This window comes from Novosphingobium terrae (assembly GCF_017163935.1).
Taxonomy (GTDB): domain Bacteria; phylum Pseudomonadota; class Alphaproteobacteria; order Sphingomonadales; family Sphingomonadaceae; genus Novosphingobium; species Novosphingobium terrae.
Map to the genome: position 1 here is coordinate 449,255 of NZ_JABVZR010000002.1, position 25,320 is coordinate 474,574.

Annotated in this window: 16 protein-coding genes and 2 pseudogenes; 12 read left to right on the forward strand and 6 right to left on the reverse strand. The window is 65.4% G+C overall.

What is annotated here, in order from left to right; all coding sequences use genetic code 11:
* Nucleotides 1-214 precede the first annotated feature (214 nt).
* Entirely contained in the window at nucleotides 215-943 is a 729-nt protein-coding gene (locus tag HGK27_RS20625) for a response regulator (RefSeq protein ID WP_206244712.1), read from the forward strand.
* Nucleotides 940-2,364, forward strand: coding sequence for a sensor histidine kinase (locus tag HGK27_RS20630; protein WP_206244713.1), 1,425 nt, complete (start codon nucleotides 940-942; stop codon nucleotides 2,362-2,364). The genes HGK27_RS20625 and HGK27_RS20630 overlap by 4 nt, the downstream gene beginning before the upstream one ends.
* Before the next feature lie 387 nt (nucleotides 2,365-2,751).
* Here HGK27_RS20630 and HGK27_RS20635 read toward each other — a convergent pair.
* Nucleotides 2,752-3,468, reverse strand: a pseudogene (locus tag HGK27_RS20635) (site-2 protease family protein); the annotation flags it as partial.
* Nucleotides 3,469-3,676: 208 nt separating this feature from the next.
* Nucleotides 3,677-4,246 (reverse strand): hypothetical protein, encoded by a 570-nt coding sequence (locus tag HGK27_RS20640; protein ID WP_206244714.1) that lies wholly within the window; start codon nucleotides 4,244-4,246, stop codon nucleotides 3,677-3,679.
* A 492-nt stretch (nucleotides 4,247-4,738) separates the two neighbouring features.
* Here HGK27_RS20640 and HGK27_RS20645 point away from each other — a divergent pair, with 492 nt between their 5' ends.
* From HGK27_RS20645 to HGK27_RS20660, 4 genes are all read left to right on the forward strand, one after another.
* Nucleotides 4,739-7,300 carry a TonB-dependent receptor gene (locus tag HGK27_RS20645; RefSeq protein WP_206244715.1) on the forward strand — a complete coding sequence of 854 codons (2,562 nt, stop codon included), beginning with the start codon at nucleotides 4,739-4,741 and terminating at the stop codon, nucleotides 7,298-7,300.
* Nucleotides 7,297-8,076, forward strand: a complete 780-nt coding sequence (locus HGK27_RS20650; RefSeq protein ID WP_206244716.1) for a DUF1868 domain-containing protein — start codon at nucleotides 7,297-7,299, stop codon at nucleotides 8,074-8,076. Before HGK27_RS20645 ends, HGK27_RS20650 begins: the two co-directional genes overlap by 4 nt.
* Nucleotides 8,077-8,203: 127 nt before the next feature.
* Nucleotides 8,204-9,466, forward strand: coding sequence for an MFS transporter (locus HGK27_RS20655; protein ID WP_206244717.1), 1,263 nt, complete (start codon nucleotides 8,204-8,206; stop codon nucleotides 9,464-9,466).
* A 23-nt stretch (nucleotides 9,467-9,489) separates the two neighbouring features.
* Complete coding sequence (locus tag HGK27_RS20660; RefSeq protein WP_206244718.1) at nucleotides 9,490-10,635, forward strand: ROK family transcriptional regulator; 1,146 nt, start codon at nucleotides 9,490-9,492, stop codon at nucleotides 10,633-10,635.
* 39 nt (nucleotides 10,636-10,674) lie between these two features.
* On the opposite strand, the gene HGK27_RS20665 is transcribed toward HGK27_RS20660, so the two are convergent.
* Complete coding sequence (locus tag HGK27_RS20665) at nucleotides 10,675-11,571, reverse strand: AraC family transcriptional regulator (protein ID WP_206244719.1); 897 nt, start codon at nucleotides 11,569-11,571, stop codon at nucleotides 10,675-10,677.
* A 148-nt stretch (nucleotides 11,572-11,719) separates the two neighbouring features.
* On the opposite strand from HGK27_RS20665, the gene HGK27_RS20670 reads away from it, so the two are divergent.
* The 5 genes and pseudogenes from HGK27_RS20670 (at nucleotide 11,720) to HGK27_RS20690 (ending at nucleotide 16,991) form a co-directional block, all read left to right on the forward strand.
* Nucleotides 11,720-12,685, forward strand: a complete 966-nt coding sequence (locus tag HGK27_RS20670; protein WP_206245454.1) for an SDR family NAD(P)-dependent oxidoreductase — start codon at nucleotides 11,720-11,722, stop codon at nucleotides 12,683-12,685.
* Between the two features lie 126 nt (nucleotides 12,686-12,811).
* Nucleotides 12,812-13,212: pseudogene (locus HGK27_RS20675) on the forward strand (isocitrate/isopropylmalate family dehydrogenase); the annotation flags it as partial.
* Nucleotides 13,190-14,467 carry a glycerate kinase type-2 family protein gene (locus HGK27_RS20680; protein ID WP_206244720.1) on the forward strand — a complete coding sequence of 426 codons (1,278 nt, stop codon included), beginning with the start codon at nucleotides 13,190-13,192 and terminating at the stop codon, nucleotides 14,465-14,467. The pseudogene HGK27_RS20675 and the gene HGK27_RS20680, both read left to right, overlap by 23 nt.
* A 388-nt stretch (nucleotides 14,468-14,855) precedes the next feature.
* Entirely contained in the window at nucleotides 14,856-16,229 is a 1,374-nt protein-coding gene (locus HGK27_RS20685) for an amidohydrolase family protein (RefSeq protein ID WP_206244721.1), read from the forward strand.
* Between the two features lie 135 nt (nucleotides 16,230-16,364).
* Complete coding sequence (locus tag HGK27_RS20690) at nucleotides 16,365-16,991, forward strand: LysE family translocator (protein WP_206244722.1); 627 nt, start codon at nucleotides 16,365-16,367, stop codon at nucleotides 16,989-16,991.
* Between the two features lie 36 nt (nucleotides 16,992-17,027).
* Here the strand turns inward: HGK27_RS20690 and HGK27_RS20695 are convergent, their stop codons facing one another.
* Complete coding sequence (locus tag HGK27_RS20695) at nucleotides 17,028-17,792, reverse strand: GntR family transcriptional regulator (protein ID WP_206244723.1); 765 nt, start codon at nucleotides 17,790-17,792, stop codon at nucleotides 17,028-17,030.
* 100 nt (nucleotides 17,793-17,892) lie between these two features.
* On the opposite strand from HGK27_RS20695, the gene galA reads away from it, so the two are divergent.
* Nucleotides 17,893-20,805, forward strand: a complete 2,913-nt coding sequence (gene galA, locus HGK27_RS20700; RefSeq protein WP_241127679.1) for a beta-galactosidase GalA — start codon at nucleotides 17,893-17,895, stop codon at nucleotides 20,803-20,805.
* Between the two features lie 257 nt (nucleotides 20,806-21,062).
* Here galA and nagE read toward each other — a convergent pair whose 3' ends face one another.
* On the reverse strand, nucleotides 21,063-22,718 hold the full coding sequence (gene nagE / locus HGK27_RS20705; RefSeq protein WP_241127831.1) for an N-acetylglucosamine-specific PTS transporter subunit IIBC: 1,656 nt from the start codon (nucleotides 22,716-22,718) through the stop codon (nucleotides 21,063-21,065).
* Nucleotides 22,719-22,771: 53 nt separating this feature from the next.
* Nucleotides 22,772-25,309 carry a phosphoenolpyruvate--protein phosphotransferase gene (gene ptsP, locus HGK27_RS20710; RefSeq protein ID WP_206244725.1) on the reverse strand — a complete coding sequence of 846 codons (2,538 nt, stop codon included), beginning with the start codon at nucleotides 25,307-25,309 and terminating at the stop codon, nucleotides 22,772-22,774.
* Between the last annotated feature and the right edge of the window lie 11 nt (nucleotides 25,310-25,320).

Sequence of the window (25,320 nt, forward strand, 5' to 3'; positions counted from 1 at the left end):
CGATTTGTCTCTCACTCATGACAATATGATGTTTGTAGAAGAATTCCCGGAAGCAAACGCTATGCAAGCGTTGGAGCCCTCCAGCCAAAGCATCCACTCTTCCGGTCTATCTCGTCATGAAACGCCATCCGTCACACCGCCATCCGCAACCCACCCGACATGCACATGCCTCGCCTGAAGCGCTCCCGTGTTTCTTCTTCAGGCGCCATTCCTCATGACGACGCCGGCGTCTTTTCGTCCCCATGTGCTGATTGTCGATGACGAGCGCGATATCCGCGAGATGCTCGCGGCCTATCTTACCCGCCAGGGCTGCCATGTGCTGTGCGCCGCAGACACGGCCGAAGCCCGCCACATCCTGAACAGTCAGCCTGTCAGCCTGGTCCTGCTCGATGTGATGCTGCCGGGGGAGAGCGGCCTGTCGCTGGCCAGCTTCATTCACGCCAGCAGCGGCATCCCCGTCATTCTGGTGACCGCCAAGGCGGAGGAAGCCGACCGGATCAACGGTTTGAATGCCGGCAGCGACGACTATGTCGTCAAGCCCTTCTCCCCGGGCGAGCTTTATGCCCGCATGTGCGCCGTGCTGCGGCGAAGCGGGGGACACAGGCCACTCCCCAGCCGGGAAAACCAGACCTACGCCTTCGCCGGCTGGACCTTGCGCACCGGCAGGCGCGAACTGATCGACGCGCAGGGGGTGGTGACGCCGCTTCCGAAAAGCGAATTCAACCTGCTGCACGCCCTCGTCACGCATCCACACCAGATGCTTTCACGCGAGCAATTGGTGAAGCTGAGCGAGGGCCCCGACGCCGTCCTGTTCGACCGCAGCATCGACAACAAGATCCGCCGCTTGCGCAGCAAGCTGGAAGCGGTTCCCGCCAGCCCGGAGCTGATCAAGACGGTCTGGGGCGGCGGCTATGTGTTCGCCGCCGAGGTCAGCGTGCGATGATGGAACTGCGGCGATCCAGCTTTGCCTTTCAACTCGCCCTGCTGCTGGGCATCGCGCTGCTGGTCGCGCAACTGGCCAATCTGGCGCTTGTTCTGAACGAACAGCAGAAACTCAGCCTGGCCAAAAACGAGGGGCCCGCCATCCATCGCTTCGCGGCGATTGCCGCCGATGCTCAGAAGGCGCCCATCGCAGCCGTCAACCGGCTGCTTCAGGAACGCTCCCATCGCGGCGCCTATTTCGACCTCAAGACTTACAATGATGTCACCTTCCCCGATGAGGAAAGGCTGGTGCGGCAAACGGTGGAGGCCCTCAAGGCGACCGGCGTCACGGCCCGGGATGTCCACATTGCCAGCGCGCCGCCGCATCAGGGCATGGGCCCGGGCGGAAAACCCTTCCCCAAGGCCGATCCGCTCGACCCGCACAAGCCTGATCCCGAGAGGCTTGCCGCCATGCAGGTCCTGCATTTTGCGTTTCAGCGCCCCGATGGGCTCTGGTTCACCGCGCGCATTTACGCCCCGCTGCCCGAGCCATTTCTGACCGTCCGCCTGCTGGTGGCGACAGCCTTCCTCTACGCTGTCGTGCTTGTGCCTGCCTTGTGGATTGCGGCCCGGATGGCGCGACCGCTTCGCTCGCTCACGCGGGCGGCCGAGGCGTTTGGCGGCCGAGGTACGCCGGATTTCGTCGAGCCGACCGGCCCCGGCGACATTGCCGGCGCCATCAGCGCCTTCAATGCGATGAACAGGCGCGTGGTCAGCCTGCTGGATGAAAAGGACCGCATGCTGGGCGCGATTGGTCACGATCTGCGCACACCGCTGGCCTCCTTGCGCCTCAGGCTTGAGCAGATGGAACCGCTCGACGACCGCGCGAGTGCCATCGCCAAGATCGAGGATATGGCGGCCATACTGGATGACATTCTGATGCTGGCCAGAACGGGCCGCTCACGCAGTGAAAGAGAAGCCATTGATCTTGCCGCGCTGGTGGAGGCCGTGGTCGCCGACGAGGTGGATTTGGGCCGACCTGTCACCTTCAGGGGCGGCGATATCGACGCTGGCGACCGGCTTCTGGTCATGGGGCACGCCGGCCAATTGCGCCGCGCCCTGAGCAATCTGATCGACAATGCAGTCACCTATGGCGAGTGCGCGCTTGTCGAGATCCATCCCCTTGGCGATCGGATCGAACTGAGCGTCTCCGATCGCGGCCAGGGCATCCCGCAAGAGGAGCTGGAGGCCGTGCTGGCCCCCTTCCATCGCACCGAACCCTCGCGCAACCGGGACAGTGGGGGGAGCGGTCTGGGGCTTCCGATTGCTCAGAGCATTGCGGAAAGCCACGATGGCACATTGCGCCTGCTGCCAGCAGAAGAACGCGGCCTGAAGGTGGTGCTCACATTACCGCGCGAACTGCCCTCCCCTGCCCGCCCCTAGCAAACAGCAACGCGCGGCCTTGCCGGATCAGTGCCGCGCGTCGGTTCTCGCTTCGAAGACAATCATGGACTGCCCCGCATTCTGGAAGACCATGTAGGAAAACATGTTGTTCGTGCCCGGTTGCATAAAACGGTGCAAGCCGAGCAAGGTCTGGGTGTTCGTGAAGCCCTCCGCACGGGCCTGCGCCTCGTAAAACGCGCCGATCTGCTCGGGCGATGCCTTGACGCTGAGTGTCTTGCGCCAATCGGCCAGTCCAAATGAATCCAGCTTCTGATCACGAACGACCTGCGCGCCGGGATACAGCCTGGCCCAGACCGGCATGTCGCCCGTGTTCGACGCGCCCTTGCCCACCATCACTTCAGCCGCCGGAGCAGGGGAGATGGCAGGGGCCGCTGCCGCATTGATCGCGCTGTGGGCCACGCTCGTCATCAGCCCCAGATAGGCCGCCAGCGCGATATACAGCGCCGTATATTCCAGGCGCTTGGCCATGGCCATATCATAATAGGCCCGGTTTTCCGGCGCATTGCGATCATAACGCCATGCCTTTTTGAGCGAGGGGATGGCCATGATCGCGATCAACACCAGCAGGGGGCTCGGCCTGTAAACCATCAGGGCCAGCATCACCGGCACGCCCAGAAACCAGATCCTGGGCGACAGAACGCTGGTGATCCGCCCGCCATCCAGCGGCGAAAGCGGGATCAGATTGAAGAAATTGAGGAAGAATCCGGCATAAGCCACCGCCAGCAGCAAGGTGCTGCCGAGTTCCCGCGCCAGCAAATAGCAGGCTGTCGCGCCCAGCGTACCAATGAGAGGCCCGGCCAAGGCGACATAGGCCTCGGTTTCGGCATCCATCGGCTGTTCCTTCAGCTCAATCCACGCGCCGACGAAGGGGATAAATGTCGGTGTACCGACATGAAGGCCGCGCCTTCGGGCTGCCAGATAATGCCCCATCTCATGCAGGAAGAGCAGTCCGATAAAACCGGCGGCATAGCGCCAGCCGAACTGAACACTATAAAAAACAAGCGACAACACCATGGTGATGGCCGTGCCGCCGATCTTGCCCAATTTGAACAGTTTCAGGACAAGGATGAGCGGCAGAAATATCGTGGCAAGCAGGCCGCGACGCTTCGTATCGGGCTTTTGATCTGTCGCGGCCTCGCTCCGCACCGAGGCATAAACATGGCCGGCGTGAAGGGCTTGACGCTGGATACCCTGCTCTCCGGATGGCTGGGGCAGCCCCTTGCGGCCAAAGACAACGGGGGTGGAGGGATGCACCATCGAAACGCCTTTCGGTACAAATAGGGAGGAGACCTTACAGGCCCTTGCGGCCGAAACCCCGAACGGGCGATCGCGGCGAACCGCCTTCATATCCGGCCCCGGGCATCGCCAAAGGCCATTGCTCCCCCCATGCCGCATTGGGCGAAGCGGGCATCGGATCACGCTGGTCGGATCGCCCTGGGGGGATGTTCAGACTGTCATCCTGACCTGGAACGAAGGCGATGACGGCCAGAAAGACAAAATCCGCCATTCCGAGCACGATGCTCACCACCAACAGCGGGATCGTCGTGTGGAAGGGCAGAGCAGGAAGGAAAGCCGATTGCAGGGCCCCCAGAACCCCGAAACTGGCCGCCATGCGCAAGGCCAGCCAGGGCAGAACGGGAGACCAGCCGATATCGCGGCAACGGCGCATCGCAATCACGCGCAAATAGAGGCCGAGAATAAAGGGCGCCACAAAGCCGAAAACGATCGGGACAAGCTTCAGGACCTGCCATTCATACAGGCCCCATCCGTACATGGTGACGCTCAATCCAGTGAGTATCCCGTAGTACACGAGGTACGCTGGACGGCCGATCCGACTCTCGTCTTTCATGCGATGGATCATGGCCCCTTCCCCTTTGGTGCGCTGTGAGTAGGAAAGTCGCATTAAAATTACGTAAAAACCTTAGGACTGTTCAATTTTCATTGGATCGAATTTTTATAGACATTTTTCCATCGCCCAAGATGTTCTGCAAATGCCGCAAGTATTGCTTAATTTCTCCTTTAACGAGGTGATGGTTGAATATGGCGGGAACACCACGATGACCGTGATCGCTGCGGGCGACCCAAGCCACACCCGGCAGGACAATCGAACCCTTTTACGGTCTCGACACCATAAAGATGGCGGCAACGGAGCCCTTTGATGGAAAATACCGCCCAGATAATTAAGCAATATTCTGTTTTATAATGATAAAACTAGAATCTCAACCTGACTTGCATGCACTGCCATAAAAGTGCAAAACATACTAACTAAATCTACGTTAGTTAGATTCGCTGGGAAGGTCCTTTCATGCCGTGTTTCCGCTCCGCCCTGTTATCCGCATCCGCGCTGTCGCTGATGCCCTTCACTGCCCACGCTCAAACCAACACGCCCCCAACCGGCCAGAGCGACATCGTGGTCACCGGCACCCGCGCCTCGATGGCCAAGGCCACGCAGATCAAGCGCGCCGCAACGCAGATCATCGACACCGTGTCCGCCAGCGAAATCGGCCAGCTGCCCGATTTCAACGCGGGCGATGCGCTGCGCCGCGTTACTGGCGTCAACACGCTGACCTATCAGGGCGAGCCGCGCTTCGTGATCGTGCGCGGCTTCAATCAGGGCTATAATGATGTGCTGGTCGATGGCTTCAGCCTGGCCGCCACGGACATCAACATGGGCATGACCACCACCAATGGCCGCCAGATCTCGATGGAGGTGCTGCCCGCCAACCTCGCCTCGCATATCGACGTGATCAAATCGGCCACGCCCGAGACCGAGGGCAATTTCATCGGCGGTCTGGTCAATTTCGTCACGCCCAGCGCCTTCGATTTCGCCAAGCCGACGCTCTCCCTCTCGGTGAAGGGCGGCGAGGCGCTGGACAGCAAGGCCAATGGCGGCAACCACTTCGGCGGTCAGGCCGAAATCGCGGGCGCCACCCGCTTCGGATCGGACCAGCAGTTCGGCCTCTACCTCTCGGGCACCTATTGGCGCCGTGACATCAATGTGGCGCAGGAGGAAACCGGCAGCACCCGCAACTGGTACACCGCTGCGGGCACCGTCACCACGCCCTATGGCGGCAATGGCTATGCCGTGCCCGCCAACCGTATCTACTACAACTATCGCAACAAGCGCGAGCGCTTCGGCTTTCAGGGTCGCCTCGACTGGCATGGCGAAAAGGCCAAGGCCTATATCGCCTCCTACTATTTCAACCAGCGCGAGAACTCCACCCGCTACACCACCAATGCCGCTGTTGCCGCCACCGCCACGGACAGCAACCAGACGGCCACATCGGGCACGCTGAGCAATGTTACCCAGACCGAGCAGCTGGGCCGCTATCTGTGGAAGCGGCAGGTCTATGGCCTCTATGGGCGTGGCGATGTGGAGCTGGGCGGCGGCTGGAAGGCGGATATCGGCGCCAGCTGGTCGCACAGCTCGGTGAGCAATCCGCAGATTTCGGATTCCTTCGCCCAGAGCAACATGGCCTTCAATTACGACACCAGCGGCATCGCCCCCACCTTTACGGCGGTGAATGCTGCCAATGCCGCGAATGCCAGCCTCTACAAGACCACCTCGCGCACGATGGAGACCTATTCGCTCTCCTCCAACCGCTATGATGTGCAGGCCAACATCGCCCGCAATGTGGAGGCGCAGGATCGCGGCTTCGGCATCAAGGCCGGCGCGCGCTTCAGCGGTACGCGGCAGGGCGTGGGCTATTACGGCACAACATGGTCGAACCTTGGCTACACGCTGGCCGGCGTGACCAATGGCGCGGGCATCTGCGGCTATCAATGCGATACGCCGATCCCGATGATCAGCGGCGCCGCAGCTGACAGCCTGTTCGCCCAATATGCCTCAAGCGCCACGGCCACCGTCAACACATCCTCCAACGCAGGCGGCACCTACAAGGTTTCGGAGGACATCTGGGCCGGTTACCTGCAAGGCCAGTGGCGCAGCGACCGCCTGCTGGTGGTGGGCGGCGTTCGTCTGGAGCAGACCCGCTTCGCCTCCAGCAGCACGCAGGCGACCAACGGCGTCTATGCCCCGGTCAGCGCCAGCAAGAGCTATTTCGATGCGCTGCCCTCGGTGAACGTGATCCTCAACACCACCGAAAACAGCAAACTGCGCCTTGGCGCCAGCATGAGCGTCGCCCGCCCGGCCTATAGCGCGGCGGCGCTGCATGGCGGTGTGCTGAACACCACATCGTCCACGCCCACGCTCAGCACCGGCAATCCCGATCTTGCGCCCCGCCGCGCCCGCAATCTGGACATCGCGCAGGAGTTCTATTTCGACCATGGCAAGGGCATGTTCGCCGTCTCGGGCTTCTACAAATGGATCAACAATGAGATCTATTCCTTCGGCGCCTATCAAACCGTCGCGGGCGTCTCGACCCCGGTGCTGGTCACGCAGGCCCGCAACGCCACCGGCCTGACCCGCGCCTATGGGCTGGAGGTCAGCGCCTCGCATGATCTCAGCTTCCTGCCCGCGCCGTTTGACGGCTTCGGGGTCAGCGCCAATGCCACCTTCTCGCGCGCCCAGGTGCCCATTACCCTCAGTGACGGTTCGGTGCGGGTGATGAACAATCTGGCCGAGCAGCCCGGGCGCATCATCAACGCCTCGATCTATTACGACAAGGGCCGCGTGCATGGCCGTCTGGCATGGAACCATCTGGGCCGCCTCTGGGACGATCGCTATCCCAACCTCACGCCCAGCGGTTTCTACGCCAACCGCATCCAGCAGCCGACCAACAATCTCGATTTCCAGATCTCCTATGATGTCACGCGCCGCTTCACCGTCAGCTTCGATGCGCAGAACCTGACGGCGCAGGGCATGAGCTATCGCTACGGCACCAATCAGGAACTGCTGCAATCGGCCTTCAAACTGCCCACCCAGATCCTCTTTGGCGCGAAGGTGAAGCTGTGAGCAGCCGTAGAACCTTTCTGGCCGGAAGCACGGCGCTGCTCGCGGGGCTGGGTACGGCGGCGCGCGCCGGATCGCCGGAACAGGGCACGCCCCCCGATGTCGGTCGCAAATTTCTGGCCAACGGGCAGGTGATGCCTTTTGCGGGCAACACCATCATCTGCCACCTGCCGCAACAGGGCCCGGACAGCGCGCCCTTTGACGCCCTGCTCGACGTCTATCGCGTTCTGCCTGCACGGGAATGGGCGCGCAAGGTAACAGTGCTGCCCCCCTCCAGCTATCATATGACGATCATCGGCGGCGCCAATGACAAGGAGCGCCGCCGCCCACTCTGGCCCGCCGATCTGCCTCTGGATATGCCCATGGCCGAGTGCGACCGCATTCTGGGCGAAAGGCTGCGCGCCTTCCGTCTGGGCACGGAGGCAGGCCCCTATCGCATGCGGGTGAACCCGGCGGCGCCTTCAGCCAAGGAAGGCCCGCTGACCATGCGCCTGCTGCCCTTCGACGCTGCCGAGGAAAAGCGCCTCAGGCGCCTGCGCGATCGCCTGTCCGAGGTGCTGGGCATTCAGGATACGGGCCATGATACCTATGGCTTCCATATCACGCTGGCCTATCAGTTCGCCGCGCTGACCAGCGCCGAGGATGCCGCATGGCGCGAGGATCTGGCGCAATGGAAACAACAGATCATCGCGCGCGCGCCGGTGATCACACTGGGGCCTCCGGAATATTGCCTGCTGGCCGATATGTTCGCCTTCAAACGCCAATTCTATCTGGAGTAGCAATCGGGAGTCATCATTCTGTCACCTTCCACAAGCAGGCGACAGCGATGCAGGCTCCGCACAACTACGGAGCCCTGCCCGCCGAGGAGGACAGGCCGTGGACGGACGATCACTGAGGATGCGGCCTTTGCTCCCGCCCCTGATCCCTCCTGCGCCAAAGCCGTTGCGCCTGTCCCCGCCCTCGACGCTGATGGTCTATGCGCTGGCCCATGCGGGCAAGACGCTGTTCTGGACCGTCAGCGACCTCTATTTCACATGGATGGTCATCACCGTGGGTGGGGTGGCGGCAGGCTGGGCCGGGCTGGGCATCGGCCTGTCGATCCTGATCGCAGCAGGGGCGGACTATACCGGAGGGCGCTGGCTAGGCGCCCGGGTCAGTGATATCGCCATGGCCGCCCGCACGCAGTTTCTGGCCTGCCTCGCCACCAGCGCCGCGCTGCTGGCCTTCGCCATTCTGGGGCTGATGCGGCCCGAGGGTCTGGCGCTGGCCATGATGGCGGGGCTGATCCTTTTCCGCCTCACCTATGCCGGGCTGGACATCACCCAGAACGCCCTGCCCGCCCTGATCGCCACCAGCGAGCGCGAAAGGGCCGCCTATGGCATGTGGCGCAACATCTCGGGCGGCCTCGCGCGGATTGCGCTGAGCGCGGCCTTTGTCCCCCTGCTGATGCACCGCCTGCGTCAGGATCAGGCGCTGAATTTCCTCGCCATGGCACTGGTGATCGCGGTGCTGGCCTGCGCGGCGGCGGCCCTGCTGCGCCTGCGCCTGACACATGGCGCCACGCCCGCGACAGTGCCTCCCCCGGCCCCATCCGCAGCGGAAGACAAGCCGCGCCTTGGCCCCCTCTCGCTGGCCATGGCGCTGGCCTCGCTGGGCATGACGCTGTTTCAGCAATTGGAGCCCTTCTTCGCCGCCACAGCGCTGGATCGCGATGCCGCCACCGCCTTTCTCACCGCAGGCGCGGTGGGCATGGTCGGCAGCCAGCCGCTCTGGCGCCTGCTGGCGCTGAGCCGCCACCGGCGCTGGACGCATGCCAGCGTCATCGCCGCCTGCCTTGCCTGCGCAGGGCTGATGCTGCTGACCAACGCCTATGGGCTGGTCTGGGCGCTTGTCTCGGGGCTGTTCTATGGGCTGGCGGGCGGCGGGGTGACGCTGCTGCTGTGGATGGCCGCGCTCGACTGCCTGCCGCAGCAGGCCATCGGGCGGATCAGCACATTTTCGGCCAGCGCCAAGCTGGGTCAGGCGCTCAGCATCGCGCTGGGCTGCGCCATGCTGCAGATCGGCGCGCCCGCTCCGCTGCTGGGGATGGTGATGGCGGCAGCGCTGGGGCTGGTGGGGCTCTCCATCCTGATTGCCAGAACCGGCCCGGCACGCTTACATAAAGCCTGACACAACAGAGCCTTCATCCCTTTATGAATCCATCGCATCTGCGCCCCTCCCCGCTTCCCGCCCAGCCCTTTCGTGCCCTTTCCGCCAATGAGCGCATGGTGCTGGGGCTGATCCGCCAGCATGCGCCGATCTCCCGCGCGGAATTGGCGCGGCGCTGCGGGCTGACCATTCCCTCGATCAGCCGCATCGCCGAGGCGCTGCTGAGCGACGGGCTGATCGCGGCGGAGGAAAAGGTGATGATGGGCCGCATGGGCCAGCCCAGCCTGCCGCTGGTGCTGGCGCCCGATGCCGCCTTCGCCATTGGCGTGGCAGTGCGCGCGGACAGTCTGGTCGTCACGCTGAGCCATCTTTCCGGCGCGGTGCGGGCGCAGGCGCGCGAGCATCTGGCCGATCCCGCGCGCGATGCGGTCGAGGCACGGATCATCGATCTGGCCACCGCCCTGCTGGACGCTCATGGCGCCGCACCGCGCCTGTGCGGCATCGGCATCGCCCTCTCGGGCTTTTTCCTTGAGGGGCAGGAGCAGATCAACGCTCCGCTGGGCATGGAAGACTGGGCCATCGACCGGCTGGAAAGCCTGATGCACACCCGTATGGGCGTGCCCGTGGTGATCGAGAATGACGGCAATGCCGCCGCCATCGGCGAGCATGACCAGCGCGGCGCGCAGGCCCCCTCCAGCATGGCCTATCTCTACATCGACCGGGGCCTTGGCGGCGGCATGGTGGTGGACGGGCGGCTGATGCGCGGCGCCCATGGCAATGCGGGCGAATTCACCGGCCTGATCCCGCCCGAAACCCGCCCCCTGCGCCCCACGCTGGAGCTGTTGCGCCGCATGCTTGAGGAAGACGGCCTGCCCTTCCCCTCCATCGCCGCCATGCTGGAACAGTTTGACGAAGACTGGCCGACGCTGGACCGCTGGCTCGATACGGTGACGCCTGTGGCCAATGCCGTGGTCTCCGCCGCCGCCGCCCTGCTCGATCCGCAGGAGGTGGTGATCGGCGGGCGCATTCCGCCCTCGCTGGCCCGGCGGCTGGCGGATCGCATGGCCTGCTACACCGTGCCCTTGCGTGGCAGGGATCGTCCCTTTCCGCAGATCACGGCCTCCGTCGCGCATGACGATACGGCGGCTTTCGGCGCGGGCATGATGTGTTTCCAGCGCTATCTGCTGTAGCGAATTCCCGCGCTCTGGCGAAGAGCGCATCGCCGCCTGTCAGACCGCAGCGCCCTCTTCCTGAGGTTGCGACCGCAATCGCTCGGCATCCCGCAAGGGCGGGGCTCCGAACTGGCGCGCATAATCGCGGCTGAACTGCGATGCGCTTTCATACCCCACGGCATAGGCCGTGCGCGCGGCATCGAGGCTGGTGCTCATCAGCCTGCGTGCGGCCTGCAGGCGGAGCGCTTTCTGATACTGCAGCGGGCTCATCGCCGTGGCCGCCTTGAAATGGCGGTGGAAGGAGGCGATGCTCATGCCCGCAATGTCCGCAAGAGTTTCGGTGCGCAGGGCCTGATCGAAGTGATCGCGAATCCACAGGATGGCGCGGCGCACCTGCGCCAGACGGCTGTCCTCATGGACAAGCTGGCGCAGCATCGGGCCATGGGCGCCTTGCAGAAAGCGGTACAGCACCTCGCGCTGACGCGCGGCGCCCAGAAAGGGGATATCCTGCGGCGTGTCGAGCAGGGCCAGAAGCTGATCCCATGCGGCCAGCAATTCGGAGGTGACCGGCGCCACGCCAAAGCCTGCCACCGGCTCACCCGGTGCGATCGGCGGCAAATCCGCCAGCAGCGCGGCCAGCATCTCGCGGTCCAGCGCGAGGCTGGCCACGACATAGGGCTTGTCGCCCGCCGCCTCGATCACGCAGCCGCTGGCGGGCAGGTCCAGTGAGGCGATGAAGCAGCTGGCCGGATCGTAACGCAGCACGCGGTCACCGATCAGCACCTGCTTGGCGCCCTGCAGCACCAGACAGGCCATCGGCTGATAGAGCGTGAGCACCGGCGTGCTGCTCTGCCGCGCGACGGCCAGCCCCACCCCCGGCAGCGGCGTTTGCAGCCGCAGCCCGTCAGTGTGGCGCAACACGCGCTGGCAGAGGCGATCGAGTTGGTCCTGCATCGGCTGATCCTCGCCCTTTCCGATGCCCAGCGCAAGCGGCTGATAGGATCGGGCAAGAGATCGATCGGAACGGGCAGCGGTTTGGCGCATCGCTCACCAATATGGAGGCAGCGGCGCAATCAGCCCCGTGACAGAAATGGACAGGATGATGACACAGGAATTCGGTTCGCAATCGACCACCGACGAGGTGCTGGCCGGGGTCAATCTCCATGGTAAGCGCGTGCTGGTGACCGGCACCTCAGCCGGGCTTGGTGTTGAAACGGCCCGCGCGCTGGCGGCTCACAGCGCCCATGTGCTGGGCACGGCGCGCGATCTCGCCAAGGCGCGGCAGGCCACGAGCAGCGTGCTGGAGGCCGCCAAAGCCGGCGGCGGCAGCTTCGAACTGGCCGAGCTTGATCTCGCCTCGCTGGCCAGCGTGCGCGCCTGCGCCGACCGCCTGCTGGCTGCGGGCGAAGGCTTCGACATGGTGATCGCCAATGCCGGTGTGATGGCCGCTCCCTTCGGCCACACGCAGGACGGTTTCGAGACGCAGTTCGGCACCAACCATCTGGGGCATTTCACCTTCATCAACCGGATCGCGCCGCTGCTGAGCGCCGGCGGGCGGCTGGTGAACCTGTCCTCGGCGGGCCACCGCTTTGCCGATGTCGATCTGGACGATCCGAACTTCGCGCAGACGCCCTATGATCCATGGGTGGCCTATGGCCGGTCGAAAACGGCCAATATCCTCTTCGCCGTTGAGTTTGACCGGCGGCATCGCGACCGGGGCGTGCGCGCGACGGCCGTGCATCCCGGTGGCATCCGCACCGAACTGAGCCGTCATATGAGCCAGGCCGATGAGGAAGCGCTGATCTCCACCATCAATGCGACCAATGCGGCGGCGGGCCTGCCGCCCTTCACCTACAAATCGATCCCGCAAGGCGCGGCGACCTCGGTCTGGGCGGCGGTGGTTGCGGATGGCGACGCAGTGGGCGGCCATTATTGCGAAGACTGCCATGTCGCTGCGGTGCAGGACGGCGAAGGGCTGCGCGGCGGCGTGCGCCCCTATGCCCTCGATGCCGAGCGTGCAAAGGCGCTCTGGGTGCTGAGCGAAAGGCTGGTGGGCGAGCAGTTCTGAGAAAAGAAGTGCCCGGCCTGTGAGCCGGGCGCTGTTATGATGAAGCCTGTAGGATGCTGATTTTCATCGGCCCAGGGAGCGAAAGACCACATCCCCATGCCCGCCCTTGGCGCTCCAGCGCGGGACGATGCCATGACCTTGCGGATCACGCTCCACCCCAGAGCCCCGACACCATCGTCAGCACCAATCTCCATGCCGCTATCCTCTCCGATCTGGCAGGCGCGTTGGCCAGACCGCTGGGCGCGGCCCCCACCGGCAACATCGATCCGGAACGCCGCTTCCCGTCGATGTTCGAGCCGATCCATGGCTCGGCTTTCGGCATCACCGGCAAGGGCATCGCCAACCCCGTCGCCACCTTCGGGACCGCCACGCAGATGCTCGACCACCTGGGCGAGCCCGATGCGGCCAGACGTTTGATGATCGCGGTGGAACAGGTATGCGCCGATGGTATCCTCATCCCCGATGTTGCCGTCATCGCCGCGATCCATGGAGCCAATGCCCGACATGACCCAGCCAGCTTTCACTGACACCCATGCCCGCCACGTGCTGCGCCGCATGTTCGATGCCGCCGTGGAAAGCGCGGCCCCCGCGCAGGCGGTGATCGGCCATCTGCCGGAGAAGCCGCGCGGGCGCTGTGTCGTGGTGGGGGCTGGCAAGGCCTCGGCGGCGATGGCGGCGGCGGTCGATACGGCATGGCCCGATGTCGATGTTTCCGGCGTGGTGGTGACCCGTGATGGTTATGCTGTGCCCGCCGGGCGGATCGAGATCCTCGAAGCCGCTCACCCCGTGCCGGATCAGCGCAGTGTGGATGCCGCAGGGCGTATTCTTGCTGCCGTTCAGGGGCTTGGGGCCGATGATCTGGTGCTGGCGCTGGTGTCGGGCGGCGGTTCGGCGCTGCTGGCCGCGCCTGCGCCGGGCATGTCGCTGGAGGACAAGCAGGCCGTCAATCGTCTGCTGCTCCACAGCGGCGCCACCATCGAGGAGATGAATGCCGTGCGCAAACATCTCTCCGCCATCAAGGGCGGGCGATTGGCCGCAGCGGCGCATCCGGCGCGGGTGGTATCCCTGCTGATCTCGGACATTCCGGGGGACGATCCCGGCTCGATTGCCTCGGGCCCGACCGTGGCCGATGGCAGCACGTTTGCGGATGTTCAGGCCATTCTCACCCGCTACGCCATTGATCTGCCGCCTGCGGCCAAGCACGTGCTGGAACGCGGCGAGGAAACGCCCAAGCCCGGTTCCATCGCCGAGGATATCCGCATCATCGCCGCCCCGGCTCTGTCATTGCGCCATGCGGCGCAGGTGGCGAGCCAGATCGGCATCCGCCCCGTCATTCTGGGCGACGCCATCGAGGGCGAGGCGCGTGAGGCAGGAATTGTCCTCTCCGGCATTGCGCAAGGCGTGGCGCGGCATGGCTTCCCGGCGAGCGCCCCTGCCGTGCTGCTCTCGGGCGGGGAGACCACCGTCTCCATCGGCAAGGGGCCTGCGGGCAAGGGCGGGCGCAACACCGAATTGCAGCTCTCCATGGCGCTGGCGCTGAAGGCGGCCCCGAACATCTGGTCCATCGCCTGCGACACCGATGGCATCGACGGCAGCGACGATGCCGCAGGGGCCATCGTCACCCCCGATACGCTGAGCCGCGCCCGCGCCAGGGGGCTGGACCCGCATGCCTTCCTTGCGGGCCATGACAGCTACAGCTTTTTCGAGCCGCTGGGCGATCTGGTCATCACCGGCCCCACGCGCACCAATGTCAATGATTTCCGCGCCATTCTGATAGGTTAGATCGTGACCGCCGCTCCCGAACAGACCCAAAGGGATACACACGGAAACAAACGTGCGGTTCTGATGAAGGGACGGATGCCATTCCAGCACATACCGTTTACCCTGCCCCACCCCCAATGCAGGCTATATGCCAAGCGGCCAGAAACACGCCTTCCACACCGGCGAAGCCTTCACGGAAACGTTGAATGATGTCCGTCACGGGGTCAGCGGCGACAAGCCGGCAGTGCTGATCATCACCTGTTCGGGCGTGAAGGGCATACCCGCCTTCAAGGCCGAGCCGGGGCAAAAGCCGGAATATTCATGCGATCAGGGCCTTGGTCGCACTTCCCTCTGCCGCGATCGGGGCCCACATCCGCCTGACTTAGTTGCCTTACAGAATGGATCATCGATGAGAACCCTCCTCCGCCTTGCTGCCTCCGCTTCGCTGGGCGCCCTGCTGAGCGTTTCGATCGCCCAGGCCCAACCGGCGGGCCAGATCGTCGCTTTGCAGCATGCCCGCGTGATCGACGGCAATGGCGGCGCGCCCAAAAACGCCCAGACGATCCTGATCGAGCAGGGCAAGATCCGCGCGGTAGGCCCCGATGCCAGCGTGAAACTCCCCAAGGGCGCCCGCATCATCGACCTGACCGGCCAGACCGTGCTGCCGGGTCTGATCTCTGACCATTCGCATCTGGCCTATACCGATGGCACAACCAGCGGCCCGCAGAATTACACGCGCGACAATGCCGTGCGCGAGCTGAAGCAATGGCAGCGCTATGGCGTGACGACCATCACCTCGCTGGGCCTGAACGCCCCGCTGTTCTATGAGATGCAGCCGCTCGCCCATGCCGGAACGCTGGGCGGGGCGGACTTCTTCGGCGCCGATCGCGGCATTGGCGTGCCCGAGGGCGCCCCGCCCATGGCCGCTGCCGACGACCAGCTCTATCGCCCCGCCACGGTGGAGGAAGCGCGCGCCGATGTGGATGAAACCGCCGCCCGCCATCCCAGCTTCATCAAGGTCTGGGTCGATGATTTCCATCACGCCCTCCCGGCCAGGATGAAGCCCGAGATCTACAAGGCGGTGATCGAGGAGGCGCATGCCAAGGGCCTGCGCGTCGCCGCCCATGTCTATTACCGCGAGGATGCACGCAAGCTGGTGGAAGCCGGGGCCGATCTGCTGGCCCATGGCGTGCGTGACGAGCTGGTCGATGCCGATCTGATCACCCTGATGAAGCGGCACGGCACATGGTATCTCCCGACGCTGGGTCTGGATGAGAGCTTCTACATCTATGCCCAGCACCCGGAATGGCTGAAATCGGGCTTTTTCCGGGGCGCGGTGCAGCCTGCTCTGGCAGCGCAACTGGCCGATCCGGCCTGGCAGGCCAAGGCGCTCGATCCCAAGGTGCTGGCGGTGAACCAGACCTCGCTGGCGATCAACAAGAGCAATCTGCTCACCCTCTATCGGGCCGGAGTAAAGATCGGCTTCGGCACCGATTCCGGCGCCACACCGCTGCGCATGCCCGGCATCGCCGAACAGCGCGAGCTGGTGCTGATGGTGCAGGCGGGCCTCACCCCGCTTCAGGCCATCACCGTGGCGACGCGCGATGCGGCGGCGCTGCTCGATCTGACGGATCGCGGGGTGATCGCGCCGGGCAAGCGGGCCGATCTGCTGGTGGTGGCGGGCGATCCTGCGCGCAACATCACCGACACCACCCATATCCGCGCTGTCTGGGAAGCCGGGCAAGAGGTCGTCTCGCGCCCTGCCCCACAACCCCGGACCTGATCATGATCGCCAGTTTAGCCGGCAAACTTCAGGCCTTACTTGAAGTTCAGACCCTGAAAACCGTGCCCTGACGAACCTTGCCGCGACCACTTCTGCTTGGTCGCGGTCCAAGGCCCGGTATGCTAGAGCACAGAGATGCTCGATCTGCCCCTCCTGCTGGCCTTTGTTGCCGCCGCCGCGATCCTCACCATCACGCCCGGCGTCGATACGGCCATGGTGCTGCGCGCGTCCACCACCGGAAGCCGCCGGGAAGGCGTTCTGGCCGCGGCCGGGATCTCGCTGGGATGTCTGATCTGGGGAGCGGCCGTTTCGCTGGGGCTTGGCGCCATTCTCAGAGCCTCCGTGCTGGCCTACACCATCGTCAAGCTGGCAGGGGCGGCCTATCTTCTGTGGCTCGGCTTTGGCCTGATCTTCAAGCCGCGCACCGGTCTGGCCACGCCCGAAACGACCCCGGAGCGCAACAGCCAGCATGCCTTTCTGCGCGGCTTGCTGACCAACCTGCTCAATCCGAAGATCGGCGTCTTCTATGTGACCTTCCTGCCCCAATTCGTGCCGGCTGGCGCCGATATCGCCGCATACACCTTCTTTCTGGCCTGCCTGCACGTCCTGATATCGCTGGTGTGGTTTGCGGTGCTGATCGCCGCCTCGGTTCCGCTGGGGCGCATGCTGCGCGAGCCCAAAGCGGTCAAACGGCTCGACCGTCTGACCGGAGGCGTGTTTATGGCGTTCGGCCTGAAGCTGGCCTTGTCTCCCGCGCGCTGAGGATGATCGGGCGCCAGACAGCCGCTCCCATCAACCTCAATTGTCGCTGAGTTCCGCCACCAGATCATAGGCATCGCCGCGATACCAGCTGTGCGTCAGCTCGATCGCGCGGCCATCGGCCAGAAAGGCACGGCGTTCGATGAACAGGCAGGGATCGTTGGGCTCGATCTTCAGCAATTGCGCCTGCTCCTCATTGCAGCCGATCGCCCGCACCCGCTGCAACGCGCGCACCGGGCGATAACCCGCCTGCTCCAGCGCGCCATAGAGCGAGGTGTCGACCGCATCAATCGAGGGCAGCCCCCAACCGGGGATCGTCGCCTGTTCCAGCGCCATGGGCTGGCCATCGGCAAAGCGGATGCGCTGAAAGCGATAGACGCGCGATCCCGGCGACAAGCCCAACCCCAGCGCCTCCTCGGGATTGACCGCGCCCTCGGCCCGATCAAGCCAGGCATTGCCCGGCTTGCGCCCGCGTGAGAGCATATCCTCGGAAAAGGAGGAAAGCATGGAAAAATTCTTTTCCACCCGCCCCGCGCCCGCCGCCTTGGCCGGATGGCCGGACACGAAGGTGCCCGCCCCCTGCCGCCGTTCCAGCAGCCCTTCATCCACCAGCCCGTCAAGCGCCTTGCGGATGGTAACGCGCGACAGATCATAGGTCTCGCAAAGCTCACGCTCGCTGGGCAAGGCTTCGCCAGCGGTCAGCCGCCGATCGCTCACGGCCTGCCGGATCAGATTCTGAAGGCGCATATAGCGCGGGCCTGCCACGCTCTCATCCAGAGCGCCGATGTGATCAACGAAGGACATGTCTCTCCTTTGCCACGGAAAAATAGGGCAAAGTGCGAGTTTGGACAACATGAATATTATCTGTATGGTTTTGGTATTATAAACGCAAGGAATCGGCTTTATGATCGACCGCAGGCAGCTTCTGGTTTCAAGCGCGCTGGCCGGTTCCGCGCTTTCAGGCTGGACATCAGCCTTCGCGGCCCAGACTGAAAATCCTGCGACCGCCCCGCTCTCGCCGGATATGCCCACGCCCCTGGGCCACCTGCCCGCGCCCGTTCCTGCGCAAGACCCCTCGCTGCATCGCCTCAACGATGGCTGGCGCTTCCATGAGGGTGACATCCCGGTCCCTTCCCCACGCGGCAATGACGAGACCTATTCCGCCACCAAGGCCGGCCATGCCCAAGGCGCCGCCGCCCTCGATTACGACGACACCGCCTGGGCACAGGTCCGCGTGCCGCATGACTGGGCCATCGCTCACCCCATCGAACCCGACCAGAACAACGCCTTCGCCTATCGCCGCCGCGGCATTGGCTGGTATCGCCGCACGCTGCGCCTGCCCGCGCAATGGCATGGCCGCTTTCTGGAGCTGCAGCTGGGCGGCATCGCGACGCTGGCCACGGTATGGGTCAATGGTGTGGAGGTGGCGCACAGCCATTCGGGCTATGTGCAGCTCAACATCGACATCACCCCCTATGTCAGCTTCGGCGCCGAACCCAACACCATCGCCATCCGCGTCGACGGCGATGCCATGGAGGGCTGGTGGTATGAGGGCGCCGGTCTCTATCGCGACTGCTGGCTGGCGGTGCGTGATCCGCTCCACATCGCCACCGACGGCGTCTGGGCCGATCCACGCCAGAACACCGATGGCAGCTGGCATGTGCCGGTGGTCGCCACGCTGGAGAGCAGCGCGGAAACGCCGGGTACAGCCACGCTGGAAGCCATGCTGCATGGCCCGGATGGCAGGATCGTTGCGCAACAGCGCCAAAGCGCCACTGTCGCCCCGCTTGGCCAGTCCGAAGCGCGCCTGACGCTACCCATCGCCGCGCCGCAAATGTGGCACCCGGACAGCCCCACGCTTTACACGCTGGAAACCCGCCTGCTGGATGGATCGGGCAAGCTGCTCGACAGCCGCCACACCCCCATCGGTTTCCGCACCATCCGCTTCGATGCGCAGACTGGCTTTCACATCAATGGCCAGCCCCTGAAAATCAAAGGCGTCTGCATCCATCAGGATCATGTGGGCGTGGGCGTCGCCATGCCCGAGGCGCTGTGGGAATGGAAGGTGCGCCGCCTCAAGGAGATTGGCTGCAACGCCATCCGCTCCACCCATCACGCCCCCAGCCCCGCGCTGCTCGACGCCTGCGACCGGCAGGGCATGCTGGTGATGGACGAAAACCGCCATTTCAACCCCAGCCCCGATTACCTCGCCCAGCTGCAATGGATGGTGCGGCGCGACCGCAACCGCCCCAGCGTCATCATGTGGTCAGTGCTGAACGAGGAGCCGATGCAGGGCACCGAGCAGGGTTATGAGATGGTCCGCCGCCTTGCTGCCGCCGTCAAGGCGCTGGACGACAGCCGCCCCGTCACCGCCGCGATGAACGATGGCATGTTCACCGCGCGCAATGGCACCGATGCTGTCGATCTGGTGGGCTTCAACTACAAGGCCAACTGGTACGACCGCTATCACGCGCTCCACCCGGACCGTCCGCTGACCAGCACCGAGGACACCAGCGCGGTGATGACGCGCGGCGAATGGCGCACCGATACCGAGCGCAATGTGCTGGGCAGCTATGACACCGAAGCCCCCGAATGGGGCCTGACTCATCACGACAGCTGGCAGATGATCGGCAGCCGGCCCTTTATCGCCGCCACCTTCGTATGGACCGGCTTCGACTACCACGGCGAGCCAACGCCCCTGCCATGGCCCGCCGCCAGCAGTTCCTTCGGCATTCTCGACATCTGCGGCTTCGGCAAGATGGCCTACCACCTGCGCCGCGCACAATGGCGCACTGAACCGGTGCTGGCCCTCGCCCCGCACTGGGATTGGGCTGGGCAGGAAGGCAAGCCGATCCGCGTGATGGTGCTCACCAATGTGGAACGCGTGGAACTGCGCCTCAATGGCGTGACGGTGGGCATGCAGGACCTCAAGCCCTCCACCATTCCCGAATGGCAGGTGCCTTATGCCCCCGGCAGACTGGAGGCCATCGGCTTTATCGGCGGCAAGGAGGTGCTGCGCGCAGCGGTAGAAACCACCAGCGCCCCCGCCCGGCTGCGCCTGACCGCCGACCGCCCGCTGATGCTGGGCACGGGCCGCGATGTGCAGCCCGTCAGCGTCGATCTGCTGGACACCATGGGCCGCCATATCCCCACCGCGACAGACCGCGTCACCTTCACCATCGATGGCGGGGAGATCATCGGCGTCGGCAATGGCGACCCGAACGATCACGACTCCGAACTGGCCGAAAACCGCAAGCTCTTCGCAGGGCTGGCGCAGGTGCTGATCCGCGCGCCCGCAGGCAAGGGCGATCTGGTGCTGACGGCGCGGGTCGCAGGCCTGCCGCCCGCTCGCCTCCTCATCCGCGTGGTGGAGGCCGATGTCGGCCCGCAGATCGCCGCCTCCCCCGCCGCGCAGCCGCTGACCGAATGGCGCCGCGCGGAGTTTACCGCCTCGGCGCCCGATGCCGCCCATGCCTATCCGGCCAGCGCCTGGCAGCACCTGTCCTACGTCCGCCCCGGACGGCTGGAAGAGGCCCAGAGCGCCAACAGCTTCACCCTGATCCAGAGCCACTACGCCCCGCGCGGCCCCGTGGCCGTGCATGGCGGGCAAGTGGTGTTCTCCGGTGTGTCCGGGCGAGCGCAGCTGTGGATCGACGGCAAGCTCGCTGCCCGCAAGGACAGCGAAGCCGATGGCCCGCTTCAGGCCGATCTCACCCCGGGCGATAACACCCGCATCCTTACGCTGGCGCTGGAAGCCCCCGCCGGGAAGCAGGTCGGGTTGAGCAAGGGGGTGACGGTTTGGGCTAAGGAGGTTTAAAAAGAGAATGCGAGGGGGTTACCCCCTCGCGCTCCCATAACGTCTTCCGGCGATGGCGCAGTGGCCCCCAATCGTGACGCGCTAACTCTCCACCTGCGCAACCAAAAAGCGCCGCAGGCAGGAAGCCCCGACGCCCATGTTTTCATGTGAAAGCCTGCGGCGCCGCGACGTTATCCTATGGCCGAACCCGAAGCACCACGTAGACATTCACGGGAGCGCGAGGGGATAATCCCCTCGCATCTTTCCCTTTTCCCCCTTCAACACCAACCAGCAATAACCTCCGGCGCAAAGAGCAGATGCCACACGGCCCCGCTCCGGGCGCTGCCGCGCAACCCCATCTCCGCCAGCGCAGGCAGATCGGGCGCACTGGCGCTCTCCACCAACAAACGACTGTGGCTGGCCGCAACCGAGCGGACCTCACCCAAGGCCGACAACAGATCTGCAGGCAGGCGCGTCAGCTCCAAAGCGACGGGCGCATCGGGCACATCGGCGCTCTCAGCCACCGTCGCCTCGCCGCCGCCTGCTGCCGCCGCCGCGCGGATATCGCCCGCCACGGCATCGGCGATAGGGCCAAGCACCACCTGCAGCGCCTGCGCCGAAGGGCGGATGATCCCCTTGGCGCCCAGCGCGCGCAGCGCAGGTTCATTCACCACGCCCTGATCCGCGACCACCAGCCGCAGCCTTGTGGTGCAGGCACCGATCTCGCGCAGGTTCGCCGCGCCACCCAGCGCCAGAACGAAAGCCCCGCCGCGCTCGCTGGCCGAGGTGGTGGGCATGACGGCCACCGCTTCATCCTCGCGCCCCGGTGTCTTCAGGTTGAGCTTCACGATCGCCACGCGGAACACTGCGTAATAGAGCCCGAACCACAGGAGCCCCACCGGGATCAGCATCAGCGGCCTGGTCGCCTTGGAGAAGTTCAGCACATAGTCGAACAGCCCCGCCGAAAAGCCGAAGCCCAGATGCACCCCCAGCGCCGACATCAGCGCCATGGAGGCCCCCGTCAGCACCGCATGCAGCGCAAAGAGCATGGGCGCGAGGAACATGAAGCTGAACTCGATGGGCTCGGTCACGCCGGTCAGGAAGGAGGTTGCCGCCAGGGACAGCAGCATGCCCCCGGTCGCCTTGCGGCGTTCCGGTTTGGCGGTGTGATACATGGCAAGGCAGGCGGCGGGCAGGCCGAACATCATCACCGGGAAGAAGCCGCTCATAAAGCCGCCCGCCGTGGGGTCGCCCGCGAAGAAGCGCCTCAGATCGCCGCTGGCGCCGTGATAGTCGCCCAGCACGAACCAGGCGATGTTGTTGAGGATATGATGCAGCCCGGTCACCAGCAACAACCGGTTGAGTGTGCCATAGATGAAGAGGCCAAAGCCGCCGCTGCCTAGTGCCGCGCGGCTCAATGCATCGACGCCATGGTCGATGGCGGTGAAGCTGGCGCCGACCACGCCCGCGATCACGATGCCGAAAGCGCCCGCAACGATGGGCACAAAGCGCCGACCGCCGAAAAAGGCGAGATATTCAGGCGGCTTGAAGCCGGAAAAGCGGTTGTAACCCACGCCGCCGACAATGCCGGAAAGGATGCCGATGGGCACGGCGAGGCGGGCAATCGGCACATCGCGCCATCCGGCCTCCACCACCGCCCAGGCGACTTTGGGCACGCCTTGCGTCACCTCGGGCGGCACGGCGAGCAGCATCTTGGCGCCCTCGCTGGCGACCAGAAAGCACACCACACCGGCCAGAGCCGCCGCCCCATTACTGTCCCGCGCAAAGCCTGTCGCCACGCCGATGGCGAAGAGCAGGCCGAGATGCGCGAACATCGCATTGCCCGCCGCGCTGACAAAGCTGAGGTTCAGCAGATCCGGCTGGCCCAGCCGCAGCAGCAGCGCCGCCATTGGCAGCACGGCAATGGGCAGCATCAGTGCCCGGCCCAGATTCTGCACCTGCTCTCCCAGCGATTTGCTGAAATGCTTCACTGACCAGCCCCCTCAATCGCTGTTTCATGCTGCACGCGCATCAGCAGCCCCCCGACCAGAGCGCGGACCTCCTTTGCCGAGGACACCGCGCAAACCTCCGCCGCCAGCGCCTTGCAGGCCTCCAGCGTCAGCACGCGCACCAGCGCCTTGACCTCGGGCACCATGGCTGGCGCGGCGGAAAGTTCACTCACCCCCAGCCCGATCAGGATCGGCACGGCCAACAGGTCCGACGCCAAACCGCCGCAGACGCCGACCCATTTGCCATGGCGCGCCGCTCCGGCGCAGGTCTGGCCGATCAGGCGCAGCACGGCAGGGTCCAGCCCATCGATCCCGCCTGCCACCGCCGGATTGCCCCGATCCATGGCCAGCGTGTATTGCGTGAGATCGTTGGTGCCGATCGACAGGAAATCGCATTGCGCCGCCAGAGCATCGGCCATCACGGCGGCGGCAGGGGTTTCCACCATCACACCCAGCGGCGGCATGGCGGTGCCCATGGCCTCCGCTTCGGCCTGAAGGGCGGTGCGGACGGCCTGCAACTCATCGACGCGAGCGATCATCGGCGCCATGATGCGCAAATCGCCCGAGGGCACTGCCCTCAGAATGGCGCGCAACTGAGCCAAAAGAATATCGCGCCGCGCCAGCGCCACGCGGATGCCGCGCAGGCCCAGCGCCGGGTTTTCCTCGGGCGCGATGGGCAGATAGGGCGCGGGCTTGTCGCCGCCGATGTCAAGCAGCCGCACGATCAGCGGGCGCCCTTCCAGAGCTTTGGCGATGGCGGCGTAATCCTCCGCCTGCTCGGCTTCCGAAGGCGCGGTTGCGCGGTTCAGGAACAGGAATTCGGTGCGCAGCAGGCCGCATCCCTCCGCCCCCTGAGCCACGGCCTTCGAAGCATCGCCCAACGAGCCGAGATTGGCGAAGACCTCGATCCGCTCGCCATCGGCCATGCGCGCTTCCTGGTGAGCACTGGCCAGAGCTGCGGCGCGGCGCGCGGCGCGGCCTGCCTTCTCTGCGCGAGCCTGTTCCAGACGCGGTGTGCCGGGGGCGATTTCCAGCCGTTCGCCCCCGGCATCCAACACCAGCGCTTCTCCTGCCGCCAGTGTCAGAAGTCGTTCGCCCAGCGCCACCAGAGCGGGGATGCCCCGGCTGGCGGCAATGATCGCGACATGCGATGTCGGCCCGCCGCGCGCCATGGCAATGCCCACCACGCGCGAGGCATCCAGCGCTGCCACTTGCGAGGGCAGCAGATCCTCGGCGATCAGGATGGCGTTCTCGGGCGCTTCCTGAGCCGGGGGCTCCTGCCCGGCCAGCTGCCATTGCAGGCGCAATTCCAGATCGAGCAGATCGTCGGCCCGCTCGGCAAAGCGCGGATCTGATTGCGCGCGCAGGGCTGCTGCCTGCGCCTGCAGTTCCTGCCGCCAGCTGATCCCGGCGCTGAGGCCAGAGGCGATACGGGCATGGGTTGCGGCAATCAGTTCGGGGTCTTCAAGGAAGCCCAGATGCGCGGCAAGGATCGCCTGCTGGGCCGGAGTGCCCTGACTGGCCTCACCGTCCATCTGCTGGCGCAGCGCGGCCAATGCCGCATCGAGCCGCGCCTGTTCGCTGGCGATGCCGCCTGCCTGCACAAGGATCTCCGGCTCGGCGCGCGCCAGCCGCCAGGCCTGCCCGACCGCCAGACCGGGCGCAGCCGTCACGCCGGACAGCACGTCCCCGGGTTCCAGCGGCAGCACCGAAGGTTGCTCTGCGATCACCTCAGGGGTTTCTTCAGGCAAGGGAGCGCCCTCGCCCATGCCGCTGGCGATCAGGTCGGCCAGAGCGTCCAGCGCCTCCTCGGCCTGACCGCCGCTGGCCAGCAGGGTGATGGTATCGCCATGACGCACTGCCAGACGCAGCATCGCGCTGGGGCTGGCCAGCGAGGCCTGCTCATCGCCCCGCGCCACGCGCACCTGCGCCGCAAAACCGCGCAGCACTTGTGCCAAACGCGCGCATGGCCGCGCATGCAGCCCATGGGCCAGAGGCACGCGCAAAACCCGCTGGGCCGTTGGCGAGAAAGCTGCGGTGGCCTCTCCAGCCTGCGCCGCGCCCACCAGCACGCCCAGCGCATCGCCCACACGCACCGGCCCGGCGGCGGCGCGCGGCTCAAACACCAGCCCCGCGCTTTCGGTCACGATGATCGGCGTCACCAGACTTTTGACGCGACCGCCCACCAGCGCCAGATCGACGCGCAACAGCGGATCGCCCGCCGCCACCTGCGCGCCCACGCTGACCAGTGGCGCAAAGCCCTGCCCGCCCAGCCGCACCGTATCGAGGCCAACATGCATCAGCACATCCACCCCCGGCGCCAGACGCAGGGTGACGGCATGGCCCGCCTCATGCACCGCCACCACCTCTCCGGCGGCGGGGGCATGCAGCGTGTCGCCCAGCGGATCGATGGCCAGACCGTCCCCCAGCAAGCGCCCGGCGAAGACCGGATCGGGCACCTCCTCCAGCGCGCAGAGCCAGCCGTCGAAAGGCGCGACAAGAGGAATCTGGATCATCGGATCATCCG

What these genes read in the sequence shown, in the direction of transcription:
- ptsP (WP_206244725.1), bottom strand. Translation starts at nt 25,309, where the DNA reads ATGATCCAGATTCCTCTTGTCGCGCCTTTCGACGGCTGGCTCTGCGCG.
- HGK27_RS20630 (WP_206244713.1), top strand. Translation starts at nt 940, where the DNA reads ATGATGGAACTGCGGCGATCCAGCTTTGCCTTTCAACTCGCCCTGCTG.
- HGK27_RS20645 (WP_206244715.1), top strand. Translation starts at nt 4,739, where the DNA reads ATGCCCTTCACTGCCCACGCTCAAACCAACACGCCCCCAACCGGCCAG.
- HGK27_RS20640 (WP_206244714.1), bottom strand. Translation starts at nt 4,246, where the DNA reads ATGATCCATCGCATGAAAGACGAGAGTCGGATCGGCCGTCCAGCGTAC.
- HGK27_RS20685 (WP_206244721.1), top strand. Translation starts at nt 14,856, where the DNA reads ATGAGAACCCTCCTCCGCCTTGCTGCCTCCGCTTCGCTGGGCGCCCTG.
- HGK27_RS20695 (WP_206244723.1), bottom strand. Translation starts at nt 17,792, where the DNA reads ATGTCCTTCGTTGATCACATCGGCGCTCTGGATGAGAGCGTGGCAGGC.
- HGK27_RS20665 (WP_206244719.1), bottom strand. Translation starts at nt 11,571, where the DNA reads ATGCAGGACCAACTCGATCGCCTCTGCCAGCGCGTGTTGCGCCACACT.
- HGK27_RS20680 (WP_206244720.1), top strand. Translation starts at nt 13,190, where the DNA reads ATGACCCAGCCAGCTTTCACTGACACCCATGCCCGCCACGTGCTGCGC.
- HGK27_RS20625 (WP_206244712.1), top strand. Translation starts at nt 215, where the DNA reads ATGACGACGCCGGCGTCTTTTCGTCCCCATGTGCTGATTGTCGATGAC.
- HGK27_RS20670 (WP_206245454.1), top strand. Translation starts at nt 11,720, where the DNA reads ATGACACAGGAATTCGGTTCGCAATCGACCACCGACGAGGTGCTGGCC.
- HGK27_RS20660 (WP_206244718.1), top strand. Translation starts at nt 9,490, where the DNA reads ATGAATCCATCGCATCTGCGCCCCTCCCCGCTTCCCGCCCAGCCCTTT.
- HGK27_RS20690 (WP_206244722.1), top strand. Translation starts at nt 16,365, where the DNA reads ATGCTCGATCTGCCCCTCCTGCTGGCCTTTGTTGCCGCCGCCGCGATC.
- nagE (WP_241127831.1), bottom strand. Translation starts at nt 22,718, where the DNA reads ATGCTGCCCATTGCCGTGCTGCCAATGGCGGCGCTGCTGCTGCGGCTG.
- galA (WP_241127679.1), top strand. Translation starts at nt 17,893, where the DNA reads ATGATCGACCGCAGGCAGCTTCTGGTTTCAAGCGCGCTGGCCGGTTCC.